Source organism: Bradyrhizobium sp. BWA-3-5 (genome assembly GCF_032917985.1).
In the GTDB taxonomy this organism is placed as follows: Bacteria; Pseudomonadota; Alphaproteobacteria; order Rhizobiales; family Xanthobacteraceae; genus Bradyrhizobium.
Genome location: NZ_CP136626.1, coordinates 655,862 through 669,760, shown reverse-complemented (window position 1 = coordinate 669,760; position 13,899 = coordinate 655,862). Strand labels below are relative to the sequence as shown.

The window sequence follows — 13,899 nt, the reverse complement described above, 5'->3', positions numbered from 1 at the left end:
CGGGGATAGATGGATTGCTTCGTCGCTTCGCTCCTCGCAATGACGGCGGTGGATTCAAGCGAGTTTGGGGGGATCGGCGTTGAGCTTCGTTAAACGTCACGGGCTGTGGTCTTCAGAGCAGCATGAGGCGACCAGCCGCCTTCGCAAGCTCGTCGAAGAGAAAAACGTCGAAGTCATCCGCCTGTCCTTCCCCGATCAGCACGGCATCCTGCGCGGCAAGACGCTGATCGCAAGCGAAGCGACTGCCTCGCTGGAAAGCGGCTGCTCCATCACCACGACGATGCTGGCCAAGGACACCTCGCACAAGACGGTGTTTCCGGTGTTCACATCAGGCGGCGGCTTCGGCATGAAGGAGATGGAAGGCGCCGCCGACGTTGTGATGGTGGCCGATCCCACTACCTTCCGCGTGCTGCCCTGGGCGCCGACCACAGGCTGGCTGCTCTGCGACCTCTATTTCAACGACGGCCGCCCGGTGCCGTTCGCCACGCGTCATCTCTATCGCAAGGTGATCGATCAGCTCGGCCAGCGCGGCTATGATTTCGTCGCCGGGCTCGAGGTCGAATTCCACCTCTTCAGGCTCGACGATGCGCATATGGCGCCTGATGATGCCGGTCAGCCCGGGCGGCCGCCGTCGGTCAGCCTGCTCTCGCACGGCTATCAGTATCTGACCGAGCAGCGCTACGACCAGATGGAGCCGGCGCTGGAAATCATCCGCCGCGACGTGCTGGCGCTCGGCCTCCCCCTGCGCTCGGTCGAGGTCGAGTTCGGCCCGAGCCAGTGCGAGTTCACCTTCCAGCCGACCAAGGGATTAGTGCCTGCCGACAACATGGTGCTGTTTCGCTCGGCGGTGAAACAGATCGCGCGCCGCCACGGCTATCACGCGACCTTCATGTGCCGCCCAAAGCTGCCCAATGTGTTTGCCTCTGGCTGGCACCTGCATCAATCGCTGGTGTCGCGCGCGAACGGAGAGAACGCCTTCATGGCGAAAGACGCCGGCGAAGCGCTCAGCCCGTTCGCCAAACACTATCTCGCCGGTCTGCTGGAGCACGCCCGCGCGTCGACCGTGTTCACGACGCCGACCATCAACGGCTACAAGCGCTACCGCTCCTACTCGCTGGCGCCCGATCGCGCGATCTGGGGCCGCGACAACCGCGGCGTCATGATCCGCGTGCTCGGCGGTCCGAATGATGCCGCCACGCGGCTGGAAAACCGCATCGGCGAGCCTGCGGCGAACCCCTATCTCTACATGGCCTCGCAGATTCTCTCCGGGCTCGACGGCGTCGACCGCAAGCTCGATCCGCCGCCATCGGCCGATACGCCCTACGAGACCAAGGCGGCCCTGCTGCCGAAATCCTTGCGCGAAGCCGTGTTCGCGCTGCAGGACGATCCGTTCTTCCGCGGCGCGCTGGGGGCGGAGTTCGTGGATTACTACGTCCATATCAAGAATGCGGAGATCGAGCGCTTTCAGGCCGAAGTGTCGGACTGGGAGCACCGCGAATATTTCGAGATGTTTTGAGGAGGCTCGTTCTCTCGTCGTCCCGGCGAACGCCGGGACCCATAATCACCGATGCCAATAATTGGAAGAAGCCGTCGACCACCGCCTTGATAATTACAGCCGCGGAGTATGGGTCCCGGCGTTCGCCGGGACGACAGAAATAGCTCATATGCCCAAATACCGGTGCTGCAAATCCGGCTCCGCGATCAACTGCTCTGATGTCCCCGTCCACACCGTACGGCCGCGCTCGATGATGTAGTGGCGGTCAGCGATCTTGGCGAGGTTGGCGACGTTCTTGTCGATGACGAGCACGGACTGCCCCCGCCCCTTCAGCATCGACAGGCAGCTCCAGATCTCCTCCCGGATCAGGGGCGCGAGGCCTTCGGTGGCTTCATCGAGGATCAGCAATTTCGGATTGGTCATCAGTGCGCGGCCGATTGCCAGCATCTGCTGCTCGCCGCCCGACAGCGTCACGCCCATGTTGTTGCCGCGCTCGGCAAGCCGCGGAAACAGCGCGTGGATCTTGTCGATCGTCCAGGGATCGGACGCGCCCTGGCGGTTGCCGGACGCCGCGACGAGATTTTCGTAGACCGTGAGGTTCGGAAAAATCTGGCGTCCCTCCGGCACCAGGCCGATGCCGAGTTTTGCAATCTTGTACGACGGCAGGCTACGCACTTCCTCGCCCGCGAAACGGATCATGCCGGCGCGCGCGCGCGTCATGCCCATGATGGAGCGGATGGTGGTGGTCTTGCCCATGCCGTTGCGGCCCATCAGCGCGACCATCTCGCCCGATTGGATCTTCAGCGACAGGCCGAACAGCACCTGGCTGAGGCCGTAGCAGGTCTCGACGCCGTCGATTTCCAGCAGGGTTTCAGCCATGATGTGTCACCGCGTGCTGCTCGCCGAGATAGGCGCGTTTGACTTCCTCATTGTTCCTGATTGTGTCGGGATCGCCGGAGGCGATGACGCGGCCATAGACCAGCACCGTGATGCGATCGGCCAATGCAAACACCGCCTCCATGTCGTGCTCGACCAGCACGATGGCGACTTCCTTCCGCAGCTCTTTCAGCAGCGCCACCATGCGCGCGGATTCAGTGACGCCGAGGCCGGCCATCGGCTCATCCAAGAGCAACAATTGCGGCTTGGTTGCGAGCGCGACGGCCAGCTCGAGCTCGCGCTGCTCGCCGTGGCTCAGCTCCGACACCAGCACATCGGCGCGCTTGGCGAGCCCGACCCTCGTCAGTGCTGCCTGCGCCGCTTCGCGCAGATGCCTCTCCTTGCGCGCGGCGCCCCAGAAACGGAAGGAGTGGCCGTCATGCGCCTGCGCGGCCAGCGCGACATTGTCGGCGGCGGTGAAATCCGGCAGCAGGCAGGTGATCTGGAACGAGCGCGCCAGGCCAAGCCGGCTGCGCTGGTAGGACGGCAACCACGTGACCTCGCGGCCGGCGAAATGAATCGTGCCGGAGTTCGGCGCCAGCTGCCCGGTCAACTGGCTGATCAGCGTGGTCTTGCCGGCGCCGTTGGGGCCGATGATGGCGTGAAGCTCGCCGGGCAGAACGTCGAGCGACAGATTGTCGGTGGCCTTGATGCCACCAAAACTGCGGACGAGATTCTCGACGCGGAGCAAGGGTTCAACCACGGCTCAACCTCCCGAGCACGCCCATGATGCCGCCGCGCGCGAACAGCACGATCAGCAGCAGCAGCGGGCCCATGATCAGCGCCCAGTATTCGGTGAACTGCGACAGCACTTCTTCCAGCACCAGGAAGACGATGGTGCCGATGACGGGGCCGAACAGCGAGCCCATGCCGCCCAAAATCACCATCACCATGAGATCGCCAGAGCGGGTCCAGTACATCGTCGCCGGACTGATGAAGTCGGTATTGTTGGCAAGTAGCGCGCCGGCGAGGCCGCAGATCGTGCCTGAAATGACGAAGCAGACCAGACGATATCTGTTGGCATGAAATCCGATCGCCTGCATGCGCTGCTCGTTGGAGCGCACGCCCTGCACCACCATGCCGAAGCGCGAATTGATGATGCGCCAGATCAGGTAGATGCCGCCGAACAGGCAGGCGAGGCAAAGGTAGTAGAACTGCACGCGGTTCGAGAGGTCGATCAGGCCGCCGAAGGTGCTGCGCTTGTAGATGGTGAGGCCGTCGTCGCCGCCATAACGCGACATGCCCGAGGCGATGTAATAGGCCATCTGCGCAAAGGCGAGCGTGATCATGATGAAGTAGACACCGCGGGTGCGCAAGGACAGCGCGCCTATGACGAGCGCATAGAGCGCCGAGACGATCAGCGCCACCGGCCATTGGATGAAGCCGGAGCCGATGCCTTCATAGGCGAGGATGCCCACCGCATAGCCGCCGATGCCGAGATAGGCGGCATGGCCGAAGCTCATCATGCCGCCATAACCCATGATGAGGTTGAGGCTGGCCGCCGCGAGCGCGAAGATGACGATGCGGGTGAACAGCGTCAGGATGAAGATGTTGCCTGATAGCGCCGAATAGGCCGGCAACAGCAGCAAGCCAAGCGCGGTGAGCGCCACGATGACGTTGCGGGCGTTGATGGAAAATTTCATCGCTTCGCAGCCGGAAACAGCCCCTCCGGACGAACCACCAGCACGATGGCCATCAGGAGATAGATCAGCATCGACGATAGCGCCGGCGCGGCAGTTGAAGCCGCGGCGGAGCTGAGCACCTTACGCAAGAGATCCGGCAGGAACGCGCGGCCGAGCGTGTCGATCATGCCGACGAAGATCGCCGCCAGGAACGCGCCTCGGATCGAACCGATGCCGCCGATCACGATGATGACGAAGGCAAGAATGAGAATGTTCTCGCCCATGCCGATCTGCACCGTGAGGATCGGCGCCTGCATCAGCCCGGCAAGGCCGGCAAGCGCGGCGCCAAGCCCGAACACCAGCGTGAACAAGAGCTTGATGTTGATGCCGAGCGCGCCGATCATTTCACGGTTCGAGGCGCCGGCGCGGATCAGCATGCCGATTTTAGTGCGCATCACGACGATATAAAGCAGGGCTGCGACCGCCAGCGCCACCACGATGATCGAGAGGCGGTAGGCCGGGTAGAACACGCCGGGCACGATCTGCACCGGCACCGTGAGCCAGGCCGGCAGCGGCAGCGACAGGCCAGCCGGTCCCCAGATCAGCCGCACCGCGTCATTGAAGAACAGGATCAGGCCGAACGTCGCCAGCACCTGATCAAGATGGTCGCGGCCATAGAGATGCCGCAGCGCTATGAATTCCAGAGCGATGCCAAGCAGCAAGGTGGCGCCGAGCGCGAGCAGGATGCCGAGCACGAAACTGTTGGTCCAGGCGACGAAGGTTGCGGCGAAATACGCGCCCATCATGTAGAGCGAGCCGTGCGCCAGGTTGACGAAGTCCATGATGCCGAACACCAGCGTCAGGCCAGCCGCCAGCAAAAATAGCAGCAAGCCGAACTGCAAGCCGTTCAGCGATTGTTCGATGAGGACGAGCATTGATCCCTTAAACGCCTGGGGCCTAACAAAACAGCGGCAGCACATCTGCGCCGCCGCCATTTTTCTTGTTGGGCGGATGATCTGTCGCAAACCGCCCCCGGGTCAAGCCCATGGGCGTTTTGCCGCGATCATGCACCGGCCATGCCAACCGTCACTTCTTCATCGGACATTTGTCGTGAAAGCGGTCCTGGTCGTCCTTGACGATGGTCGCCACCGTCTTGAGCGCGAGCTGGCCGTCGGCGTCCTTGACCACGTCCTGCAGGTAGAAATTCTGGATCGGGATGTGGTTGTTGCCGTATTTGAACGGGCCGCGCACCGACTTGAAGTTGGCCTTCTCCATCTCGGCCTTCATCTCGTCCTTCTTGGAAGTGTCGCCCTTTACCGCGACCACCGCGCTGTTGATCAGGTTCGCGGCGTCATAGGACTGCGCGCCGTAGAAGGTCGGCCGCAGCCCGGGGTACTTCTTGCGATAGTCCTCGACGAACTTCTTGTTCTCGGCGTTCGGCAGGTCGTTGACCCATTGCTGCGCACCGGGCACGCCGAGCGCGTTTTCCTTCTGCAAAGGCAGCGACAATTCGTCGATGGTGAAGGCGGTGTAGAGCGGGATCTGCTGCTTGATTCCGGCCTGCGCATATTGATTGAGGAACTGCACGCCGGCCGCTCCCGGATAGAACACGAAGATCGACTCGGCCTTGGAGTTCTTGGCCTTGGTGAGTTCGGCGGAAAAATCGAGCTGACTCGGCCACACCGTATATTCCTCGCCGACGACCTGGCCCTTGAAGGTGCTCTTCACGCCGGCCAGCATGTCCTTGCCGGCGGCGTAGTTCGGGCCGATCAGGAATACCGACTTGACGCCCTTCTGGTTCATGTAGGTGCCGACCGCCTGCGGGGTCTGGTCGTTCTGCCAGGAGGTCGAGAAGACGTAGGGCGAGCAGAGCTCGCCAGCGAGTTGCGAGGGACCGGCGTTGGCCGAGATCAGGAACGTCTTGGCATCGACCGCGGTTTTCAGCGAGGCCAGCAGCACGTTCGACCAGATGTAACCGACGATGAAATCGACCTTGTCGGACTGGATCAGCTTTTCGGTTTTCTGCTTGCCGACGTCGGGCTTCTGGCCGTCGTCCTCGTAGATCACCTCGACCGGCTTGCCGGCGATCTTGCGGCCGAGATGGTCGAGCGCCAGCTCGAAGGAATTGCGCATGTCGTTGCCGATCACAGCGGTCGGGCCGCTGAAGGTCGAGACAAAGCCGATCTTGATGGTGTCGCCGGCGGATGCGGGCTGCGCCAGCGCCAGAATTGCCGCGCCCGCCAGCCAGAATGCCTTTTTCATAATCACTCCCCTCCTCGTTAGCGATCAGGCCCGGGCCAACCGGGCGACCGGCGCTGTCTCGCGCACCTCATTATCACTGAGGTATTTTGTGCGCGAAATCGCCGGTCAGCGGCAAGCATGAACCGGTTTGCCCGGCTTTGAACCTTCGGCGCATGCTTAAGCCACCGGAACCATAGTTCGTGGACGGCGGGGATGGCAAGAACTATAGTGCCGGTTGCTACGGCAACGATTTGTCGCAGTTTTTGGGCCGGGAATCCGGGAGGAGCGGCCACGCCGGGCAGTCCTTATGGCAAATTTCGCCCGCCATCGGCCGGAAGCGCTCGTTCAGATCAGGTATTCCGCGTCATGGATGACATAGGACGCGTGGCGAAAATCCCGGATCGTGGCGACCTGGCCGGCCGACCAGTCCAGCAGCATGAAATATTTCGGGCTAGATCCACGTTCGTTCGGATCGAACACCAGGATGGCGGGACGCCCTTCGACCAGGCCAGGCACCAGATGCCAGTCGCTGACCTTCGCGTAATTGCCGAAATAGCGGGACACTTCGACCTTGCCGTGCATGCGGGTCTTGCTGACGAGGTCGAGCCTGACATCATCAGCGATCATCGTCCGGATTGCGTCGAAATCGCGCGCGTTGAAATGGGCGACATAGGCGCCGAGGCGCGCGCGGTCCGCATCCGACAATTTCGCTTGCGGCGCATCATCAGGTTCATCGGCGATGTCGTGCAACTGCGCACGGCCGCGATGCAGGAACGCCTTCGCCGCCGGCAGGCTGCATTCCATGACCTCGCAGATTTCCTTGAGCGAGCATCCGAGCACATCCATCAGAATTACGCTTGAGCGTTGCGCCACCGGCAGGCGCATGAAGGTGCGCAGCGAAGTCGCGGCGACCTGCCGGCTCTCGACGGCATCGAGCTGATCAGCGATCATGTCCATCTCCGCATCGCCCCGAAGCGCTTCCAGGCGGCGCTTACGGCGCAAAAAATCCAGCGCGGTGTTGTGCGCGATCTTGAACAGCCAGCCCTCGGGATTGCCGATGGGGCCGGCGGAGGGATGCGCCTCCACCGCCTTGATCAGCGCGTCCTGCAGCACGTCCTCGCCGTCGATGACCGAGCCGACCATGCGCGCGCAATAGCGATGCAGTTTCGGCCGCATCGCGACAAGCAGACGCTCGATTTCAGAGCCCGACGTCTCGGAAATCACGGTCATTCAGCCTCCGGCGAATTCACGTATCGCCCAGCATGCGATAATTGCCGATAACCGTCGCGCCCTTGACGAGCGGGGTCTCGGCACAACGTTCCCGAATGCCGTTCTGGAACGCGGCGAATGCCGGAAGGCCTTGCAAGGGGCTGGCGCCCTCGGCCGCAGTCTCGACGAAATGGATAAAGGTGTCGTCCTCCAGCCGCAGCGATAGATAGCGCAGGCCTTCCGGCTGCGCCGTCTTCAGCGCCGCAAACACATTTGCGACCAGTTCGGCGTTCTTCTCGGTCATTTCAGGCGTTGTCTTGTACCTTATCACGGTTCGTCGCATGACGCTCTCCTCGTCGGTGGCCATCTCGACCCCAAGGACGTTCGGGAACTGGCAAAGGATGCGGTGGCAGGAAGTTATTTTCAGGAAGTTACTTGTTGTCGTCCCGGCGAACGCCGGGACCCATCACCACAGGATTTGGTTATTGCCCTGAGCTGCGGCTCCAGCGTTCTCAGCAAATCCCTGCTGCGAGTATGGGTCCCGGCTCAAGGCCGGGACGACAGATGATAGCGTTTCGCTATCAGGCCATTGGCAAAGGCGTATTGGACCATCAGGCGTGAATGGCTACATAATCCCTTGCATTCATAGACCAGGGCCGCATCGCATGACGACAACGCCGCAACAACCTCATCACGTGGTGATCGTCGGGGCCGGTTTCGGCGGGCTGGAAACCGCCTTCGGCCTCGCCGGCGCGCCGGTAAAAATCACGCTGATCGATCGCCGCAACCATCATCTGTTCCAGCCGCTGCTCTATCAGGTTGCGACCGCCTCATTGGCGACGTCGGAAATCGCTTGGCCGGTACGTTACCTCCTGCGCGACCGCAAGGAGGTGACGACGCTGTTCGCCAATGTGAACGGCATCGATACGGCCGGTAAGCGCGTGTTGCTGGAAGACGGCGAAACTATTCCCTACGACACCCTGGTGCTCGCCACCGGCGCCCGCCACGCCTATTTCGGCCATGACGAATGGGAGCCGTTCGCGCCCGGCCTGAAGACGCTGGAGGATGCCACCACGTTGCGGCGGCGTATCCTCGTCGCCTTCGAGCGCGCCGAACGCGAGACCGATCCTGTCCGGCGCGCGGCGCTGCTCACCTTCGTCATCATCGGCGCCGGCCCGACGGGCGTCGAAATGGCCGGCACCATCGCCGACCTCGCCAAGGACACGCTGCCGCCGGACTTCCGCAACATCGACACCCACAAGACCCGCGTCGTGCTGGTCGAGGCCGGGCCGCGCGTGCTCGCGGGATTTCCCGAGGATCTCTCCGCCTACGCGCAGCGGTCGCTGGAGGAACTCGGCGTCGAGGTGGTGCTGGGCCAGCCCGTCACCGAATGCGCCATCGATGGCGTCGTCTATGGCGGCAAGAAGCTGGAGGCCAGGACGATCGTCTGGGCCGCCGGCGTGCGCGCCTCGCGCGCGGCGGAATGGATGAATGCGCCGGCCGACCGCGCCTATCGGCTGAAGGTCGAGCCTGATCTGACCGTGCCGGGCCATCCCGATGTGTTCGCGATCGGCGACACCGTGACGATCGCAGGTCCTGACGGCAACCCGGTGCCCGGCATCGCGCCCGCGGCCAAGCAGCAGGGACGCTATGTGGCGGCGCTGATCAAGGCGCGCCTCAACGGCAGCACGCTGCCCCCGTTCAAATACAAGCACGCCGGCAGCCTCGCGCAGATCGGCAAAAAGAAGGCCGTGATCGATTTCGGCTGGATGAAGCTACGCGGCAATCTTGCCTGGTGGATCTGGGGCATCGCCCACATCTACTTCCTGATCGGCCTGCGCAACCGGCTCAGCGTCGCGCTAAGCTGGCTGTGGATTCACGCCCGCGACCAGCGCGCCGCGCGGCTGATCACGCAGGGATCGAGCAAGGTGACGGGGTAGCCTTCTCTACGGCGCGCAGGTAAAGCTCGCGGCGCGATCGACCGGTCCCGATTTATAGTGCGGCCATGCCGGCCACTGGCACAGTGGCAGCGAGCGCGTTGTCTCGAACGCCGGCGTGTCGAGCCGCTGCTCGGTCACTTCGAGATCGCCGGGCGCCTTGCCATGCTCGACCCAGTCGACCAGCACCGCCAGGATGTCGACATTGGCTGGTGCGCCCGAGCCGACATGATCGACGCCGGGCGCCGTGTAGAGCCGGGCGAACTCCGCCACCTTCTCCGTGCCGAGCTTGCGCTGTACGTTCTCGAAATAGCGGATGCCGGCATAGGGGCTCTGGGCGTAGTCGGCCATGTTTTCGAGAATGACGAGCCGGCCGCCGCGCGCGGCAAAACGGCCGAGGTCCGGGTCGGTCGAATCCATCAAGCGCGACACCTGCAGCAACCGCTCCTTGTGATCGTCGGGCTTGTAGGTCGTAACGTCGAGCTTCGGATCGCGCGCGAAGACGTATTGAATGCCGCCCGCGCCATAGATCCAGGCGATGCCGTTGTTTGGCGCCGGCGGCTGCACCGGCGCGGCCTTGCCGAGCCACCAGGCGTTCCAGCCGCCGGTCGGGCCGAACGCCGGAGTATTTTCGCCGGAGACGCCCCAGCCCGGATAGTCATCGAGACCGTTCTCGAGCGTGAAGGAGAATTTGTACGTCCCATGCAGCGTCTTGATCGCCGCGATCTGCGGTTCGGTCAAACACTGATCGCCGCTCTGGCCGGCGGCGCAGCGCAGCTCTTCCACGCGGAATTTCGCCTTGCAGCCGACCGGATCGAGAACCAGCATGTCCTCGGCGCCATCAGCCTTGTCGCAGGCCTTGAGCACCGCCTTGGCGACGAGGTCGACCTGCGCCGGACGTATCCAGCCCTCACCCATCGTGGCGAGGCCCGACTTCGTCCCGGCATGCTGCAGGCCGACCCAGTTGATGACGGGCACACGGGCGAAGATGCCGTCGAAATCATCGGGATAGCGCTGCGCCATGGTCAGCGCCTCGCGGCCGCCCTCCGACGATCCCATGAAATAGAGTTTTGTCGGCGGATTGCCGTAAGCGCGCACCATCAACGCGACCGCGGCATCGCGCACGCGCTTGTAGGAGCGATGCGCAAAATTTTCGAACGCCTCGTCGTTGAGCGCAAAGAGTTGCGGCGGCTCGCCCGGTTTGGTCTCGTGGCCGGAGTCGGTGCCGTAGGTGACAAAACCGCGCGCCAGCGGCGATGGCGCGCCGAACGGATAGGCCGGCGGCAAGGCGAGCCCAGTGATCAGCACCCCATTGAAGCCGCCGCCGCCATATTGCAGCGAGCGGCCGTTCCATTCGAGCGGCAGATTCACCTGGAATTTGATCGGCGGCGCAGCGGGATCGGACGGTGCGATGTGGCCGAGTACCTTGCAGAATTCCGGATTGGCCGGCGTGACGCGCGCCGCCGGCGTCGGCCCTTTCTCGGCGACCGCGAGCGGCGATGGCGCAACGATGCTGGCGGAATCGATCTTTACGGCGTTGTCGCCCGCTCCGACCAGGCCGCTGCATGTCGCCGCGGCATCGCCGGTTATCTTCGCGGCGGTCGCTTCTGTGGCAATGAGCGAGGTCGCAAGCGTCAGCAATGCCAAAGGGATCGAAGTACGCGTGCTAGACCTGATCCGTCGCATTGTTGTCCCCCGCAATCACAGCCGCGTTGTGCCGGCTCTCAGGCTTACAATGATGTACGGCACGCAGGCGTCAATCGAAATCAATTTGGGCTGAGCGGACCTCGCGCCCTTGTGTTGGTCTGGTGTGCCCGGGATCAGTCCACAAACTCGTCATGCCCGGGACAAGCCCCGGGCATGGCGAAATGAAAATCATGCGGCGACCTCACTTCACCAGCGCGCAGCCGCCGTCGGCGAGCGGGCGAAAGGCCTGGTCGGCGGAAATGGTCGAAACCAGCTTGTAGTAATCGTAAGGGTACTTTGATTCCTCCGGCTTCTTCACCTCGAACAGGTACATCGGGTGAACGACGCGGCCATCCTGGCGGATGGTGACGTCGCCGAACAATTTGTCCTTGCCCCTGAACTTCTTCATCTGCGGCACCACGTCCTTGGCGTGATCGCTGCCGGTCGCGGCCACAGCGTTGAGATAGGCTAAGGTCGAAGCGTAGACGCCGGCCTGGTTGCCGCTCGGCATCTTGCCGTTCATGCCGGGACGCGCTCCAAAACGCTTGGCGAAGGCGCGGGTGTCGTCGTCCATATCCCAGTAGAAGGCCTCGAACAGCTGCAGCCCCTGGCCGACCTTCAGCCCCATGCCGTGGATGTCGTTGATAAACAGCAGGAACGCCACCATGCTCTGGCCGCTCTGCTGCAGCCCGAACTCGGCCGCCTGCTTCACGGCGTTGACGGTGTCGCCGCCGGCATTGGCGAGCCCGATCACCTTGGCCTTGGAATTCTGCGCCTGCAGCAGCAGCGAGGCAAAATCCGGCGTGTTGAGCGGATGTTTTGCCGAGCCCAGCACCTTGCCGCCGTGCCTTTCGATGTAATTGGTGGCCTCGGCCTCGATGCCCTGGCCTAGCGCGAAATTCACGGTGATGAAGAACCATTCCTTGCCGCCGCGCGCCATCATCGCCGCCGCCGTCGAATTGCCGGTCGCCCAGGCGTCGTTGACCCATTGGATGGTGTTGGGTGAGCAGGCCTTGCCTGTCAGATCGGAACTCGCCGTCGACGACGCCAGGAACGTCATGCGGCTGTCGCGCAGCAGCGAATTGATGGTGAGACCGACCGCGGAGTTCGGCACATCGACCACGGCATCGACGCCGTCGACATCGAGCCATTTGCGCACGATCGCCGATCCCACGTCGGCCTTGTTCTGGTGGTCGGCATAGACGATCTCGACCTTGATGCCCTTGCCACCGCCACCAAAATCTTCCGCCGCCATGCGCGCGGCCTCCACCGAGCCCATGCCGTTGGTATCCTGGAAGATGCCGGAGATGTCGTTGAGCACGCCGACGCGCACGACGTTATCGGAAATCTCGGCACGCGCTGCAGCCGTCATCGCGCAAGACACGGCAAGCGCCAGACCCAACCCTAAACCCCGCATTGTCTTCTCCTCCGATGTTGACTTTGGCGTTCCCGGACTTTCGCCGGGTTTACCGGTTGGCGCGACGCGCCGCTGCAATCGCCGATCAGATACCGGCTTTGTATCAGGCGGCCGAAATGGTGATTGGAAGACTGTCCAGGCCGCGCAGTGTATTGTTGTAACGGCGCTTGACGGGCCCGGTGATCTCGATGCTGACGACCCTGCGGGCGATCGCCGCCATCATCACTTCGCCTTCGAGGCGGGCGACAAGCTGGCCGACGCACATGTGAATGCCCGAGCCGTAGCCAACATGGCCCGAGGTGCGGCGGGTGATGTCGTAATGATCGGGGTTTTCCCAGCGGCGCGGATCACGGTTCGCGGCCCCGAGGAACATCAAGACTTTCTCGCCCTCACCGATCACATGCCCGCCGAGCTCGACCTGACGCGTGGTGGTGCGGAAGAAGGTCTGCACCGGGCTTTCGAAGCGGATCGCCTCCTCGAAGGCGTTGCGCGCCAGCGTGGGATCGCTGCGCAGCTTCGCCAGCTGCTCGGGAAAGCGCGCCAGACAATAGACGGCGGCGCCGATGCCATAGACGGTGGTGTCGAGCCCGGCCGACAGCAGCGAACGCACCAAAAGCGGCGCTTCCTCATGGGTGATATCGCCGGCATCGGCGCGGGCATGGATGCAGGCGCCAAAACCGCCGGGGGCGAGATTCTCGCGCTGGCATTGTTCGGCGACATAGGCCTGATGCGGCGCCGAGCGCTCAATCGCCTCCTGGCGAAGCTGGTTCGGCGGACCGAATGCGTTGAACACCAGGCTGGCATAGGGCAACAGGTTCTCCCGCCCCTCCTGTTTCAGTCCGAGGGCATCGGGGAAGACCGACAGGGGATAGGCTTCCGCAAGATCGGGGATGGCATCAAAGCTGCCGCGCGAAATCAGCTCATCGACCTTGGCTTCGGCCAAGGCTGTGAAGTGGCCGCGCAGCGGCTTCATGGCGCTGGCCGACAGCACCAGGTTCAGCACCGCGCGCGTGCGGGTATGCGCCGGCGGATCCGCCTCGAGGATGATGCTTTGCGGCCGCCACGGCTTTTCCTTGGCAAAATCGCTGAGGCCGACGCCGCGGCTCGAACAGAATGTGAGGGGATCGTTGAGGACGGCGTGCACCTCGGCATGGCGCGCCACGCCATAGACGCTCCATTTGTCGAGCCACACCACCGGCCCCGCCTCGCGCAGCACCTGGTGGATCGCGTGCGGGTCCTCGAAGAATTCGGTCGAGAACGGGTCGACGTCGAGGCTCGGGACGCCTGCCGGCGCAGGTTTCTGTGTGGCGCTCATGCGGGTCTCCTACATAATGTTCTTGCAGAGCGGCGTGCGCT

The 13,899-nt window shown here is 63.3% G+C and carries 12 protein-coding genes; 2 read left to right on the top strand and 10 right to left on the bottom strand.

The window, feature by feature from the left end; translation table 11 throughout:
- Nucleotides 1-79: 79 nt before the first annotated feature.
- The gene (locus tag RX331_RS03120; RefSeq protein ID WP_317255198.1) at nt 80-1,516 is read left to right on the top strand and encodes a glutamine synthetase family protein; all 1,437 of its coding nucleotides are present in this window, start codon (nt 80-82) and stop codon (nt 1,514-1,516) included.
- Between the two features lie 144 nt (nt 1,517-1,660).
- Here the strand turns inward: RX331_RS03120 and RX331_RS03115 are convergent, their stop codons facing one another.
- From RX331_RS03115 to RX331_RS03085, 7 genes are all read right to left on the bottom strand, one after another.
- Nucleotides 1,661-2,374, bottom strand: coding sequence for an ABC transporter ATP-binding protein (locus RX331_RS03115; RefSeq protein WP_317255197.1), 714 nt, complete (start codon nt 2,372-2,374; stop codon nt 1,661-1,663).
- On the bottom strand, nt 2,367-3,134 hold the full coding sequence (locus RX331_RS03110) for an ABC transporter ATP-binding protein (RefSeq protein WP_317255196.1): 768 nt from the start codon (nt 3,132-3,134) through the stop codon (nt 2,367-2,369). Before RX331_RS03110 ends, RX331_RS03115 begins: the two co-directional genes overlap by 8 nt.
- On the bottom strand, nt 3,127-4,074 hold the full coding sequence (locus RX331_RS03105; RefSeq protein WP_317255195.1) for a branched-chain amino acid ABC transporter permease: 948 nt from the start codon (nt 4,072-4,074) through the stop codon (nt 3,127-3,129). Before RX331_RS03105 ends, RX331_RS03110 begins: the two co-directional genes overlap by 8 nt.
- Nucleotides 4,071-4,988: a branched-chain amino acid ABC transporter permease gene (locus RX331_RS03100; protein WP_317255194.1), complete on the bottom strand. Its 918-nt coding sequence runs from the start codon at nt 4,986-4,988 to the stop codon at nt 4,071-4,073. Before RX331_RS03100 ends, RX331_RS03105 begins: the two co-directional genes overlap by 4 nt.
- A gap of 151 nt (nt 4,989-5,139) precedes the next feature.
- On the bottom strand, nt 5,140-6,315 hold the full coding sequence (locus RX331_RS03095; RefSeq protein ID WP_317255193.1) for an ABC transporter substrate-binding protein: 1,176 nt from the start codon (nt 6,313-6,315) through the stop codon (nt 5,140-5,142).
- Between the two features lie 324 nt (nt 6,316-6,639).
- The gene (locus RX331_RS03090; protein WP_317255192.1) at nt 6,640-7,524 is read right to left on the bottom strand and encodes a sigma-70 family RNA polymerase sigma factor; all 885 of its coding nucleotides are present in this window, start codon (nt 7,522-7,524) and stop codon (nt 6,640-6,642) included.
- A gap of 16 nt (nt 7,525-7,540) precedes the next feature.
- Nucleotides 7,541-7,846, bottom strand: coding sequence for a hypothetical protein (locus RX331_RS03085; RefSeq protein ID WP_317255191.1), 306 nt, complete (start codon nt 7,844-7,846; stop codon nt 7,541-7,543).
- Nucleotides 7,847-8,168: 322 nt separating this feature from the next.
- Here RX331_RS03085 and RX331_RS03080 point away from each other — a divergent pair, with 322 nt between their 5' ends.
- Nucleotides 8,169-9,443 carry an NAD(P)/FAD-dependent oxidoreductase gene (locus RX331_RS03080; protein ID WP_317255190.1) on the top strand — a complete coding sequence of 425 codons (1,275 nt, stop codon included), beginning with the start codon at nt 8,169-8,171 and terminating at the stop codon, nt 9,441-9,443.
- Between the two features lie 6 nt (nt 9,444-9,449).
- Here the strand turns inward: RX331_RS03080 and RX331_RS03075 are convergent, their stop codons facing one another.
- From RX331_RS03075 to RX331_RS03065, 3 genes are all read right to left on the bottom strand, one after another.
- Entirely contained in the window at nt 9,450-11,126 is a 1,677-nt protein-coding gene (locus RX331_RS03075) for a tannase/feruloyl esterase family alpha/beta hydrolase (RefSeq protein ID WP_317255189.1), read from the bottom strand.
- 202 nt (nt 11,127-11,328) lie between these two features.
- Nucleotides 11,329-12,543: an ABC transporter substrate-binding protein gene (locus tag RX331_RS03070; protein WP_317255188.1), complete on the bottom strand. Its 1,215-nt coding sequence runs from the start codon at nt 12,541-12,543 to the stop codon at nt 11,329-11,331.
- 103 nt (nt 12,544-12,646) lie between these two features.
- Nucleotides 12,647-13,858: a cytochrome P450 gene (locus RX331_RS03065; protein ID WP_317255187.1), complete on the bottom strand. Its 1,212-nt coding sequence runs from the start codon at nt 13,856-13,858 to the stop codon at nt 12,647-12,649.
- Nucleotides 13,859-13,899 lie beyond the last annotated feature (41 nt).